The sequence below is a fragment of the Uliginosibacterium aquaticum genome (genome assembly GCF_012972705.2).
Classification (GTDB): domain Bacteria; phylum Pseudomonadota; class Gammaproteobacteria; order Burkholderiales; family Rhodocyclaceae; genus Uliginosibacterium; species Uliginosibacterium aquaticum.
In genome coordinates this window covers 1-1663 of record NZ_JABCSC020000010.1, presented here as the reverse complement: position 1 = coordinate 1663, position 1663 = coordinate 1, and the positions used below count along the sequence as shown (strand labels likewise).

General features: G+C 63.0%; 1 protein-coding gene. It reads right to left on the bottom strand.

Annotated features, from left to right (window positions below; translation table 11 throughout):
* Nucleotides 1–396: 396 nt before the first annotated feature.
* Nucleotides 397–1542: an IS110 family RNA-guided transposase gene (locus HJ583_RS18890; protein ID WP_235943936.1), complete on the bottom strand. Its 1146-nt coding sequence runs from the start codon at nt 1540–1542 to the stop codon at nt 397–399.
* Between the last annotated feature and the right edge of the window lie 121 nt (nt 1543–1663).

The following is a 1663-nucleotide window of genomic DNA, read 5'->3' as shown; positions in this document are numbered from 1 at the left end:
TCTCTAAGGGACTTCCCGTCAACTGGTTTGTGAATGCCGGCCGCTAGGCCGGTTTTCTTTTTGTTTCTCCGGAACGCTTCAAACCGCTGCTTTCGTGCTGACGACCGCGACCAGACTGTCATCTCTCTAATCGGTCTTGATCGGTGCGCTCGCGCACACCGGGACCCTGCAAAAAACCGCTCCGGGGGGGCCTCAGTCCGTCATCGTCTCGACCAGCGGTGCGAGGATCAGTCGCAATCGCCTGTGTGGTCGGCGCACTTGGTTAGTCAGGCTCTCCCCCGGCCGGTCTGACCTGGGTGTCTTGCACGGATTCAGTGGTCTGTTTCGCGCCTTTCAAACGGGTTCAATTCATGGGTGCTGCAGACTTGTCCATGGCTGCGCTCGCGTGAGCGCGCTTCATACGCTGGCGGCAGCGAGCGCAGCGGTGGGCAAGTCGTCTTGCGGGTGATCGGCTGCCTGCACTTCACCATGCGCGGCTTGCCAGGCCTGCCAGGTTTCGCTGTTGTAGGCCTCTCCTCGGGCGAGCATGGCCCAGGCTTGCCGGGCGTGCTTGTTGGCGATGGCGACCTTGGCCTTGGCATAGCCGGCTCGCTGGTAGACGCCAATCATCCATTGCTGCAGTCGGCTGAGCTGCGCGGGCTGGGCGGTGTGCTTGCGAATGGTGGCGTTCAGCACGGCGCCAGCAGCGTGAATGAGCAGGCCACGCAGGTAGCTGTCACCCCGGCGGGTGATCTTGCCCAGCCGGTTTTTGCCACCGCTGCTGTGCTGGCTCGGGGTGATGCCAAGACTGGCTGCAAACTGGCGCCCGTTCTTGAAGTGACGTGCGTCGCCGACGGTGGCGACCAGCGCGTCGGCGATCAGTGGGCCGATGCTGGGGCATTTCTGGAGTGCGGCGACGCTCGGGTCTAGTCGGGATTGGCGAGCGATGTGCGCCGAGCATTCTTCGATGCGCGCATCCAGCGCGGTGAGCTGAGTGAGGACGCCCTGGATCATTTGGCGCAGGGATTCGGGCGCCAGGGTACCGTCCTCATCGGGGGTGAGCATGTTCGCGAGGGTGCGGCGCAGCTTGGTGGCGCCTGGCTCGACGAGGTATCCGAGTTCGGCCAGCAGGCTGCGAATCCGGTTGAGCAGTCCGGTGCGCTCCTCCTTGTAGCCCTCGCGCAGGCGATGCCAGCACAGGCGTTGCTGCTGGGCTTCAGTCTTGGGGGTGACGAAGCGCATGCCGGGCGCGTGCAAGGCGGCGAGAATCGCTTCGGCATCGCGACTGTCGTTCTTGACGCGTTGGTTCTTGCGGTAGGGTTTGACGAATTCTGCGGCCATGATGCGAGGCACGAGCCCCAGTGCGAGCAGGGTGCGCGCCCAGTAGTGGGCGGTGCCGCAGGCTTCCATGGCAACCTGAGTGCCGGCCGGCAGGGTCTTGAGCCAGGCGAGAAATTCGGCGCGTTTGAAGACTGTTGTCTTGCCGCCATGGCCGTGCGCATCGCCCACACACACGGCAAACACTTGCTTTGCCAGATCAACAGCGACCGTCGTAGTATTCATATGGACTTCCCCTTTCGCCATTCAGATTGAGTTTCGCAACCCCAATCTTGGCACTTTGATGCCGGCGAGGCTTACGCCTCCGGCGACTGTGGGAAGTCCCTTTTTAGTCCGTCGAGAGGGA

Coding starts and splice junctions, on each gene's coding strand:
- HJ583_RS18890 (WP_235943936.1), bottom strand. CDS start 1,542: ATGAATACTACGACGGTCGCTGTTGATCTGGCAAAGCAAGTGTTTGCC.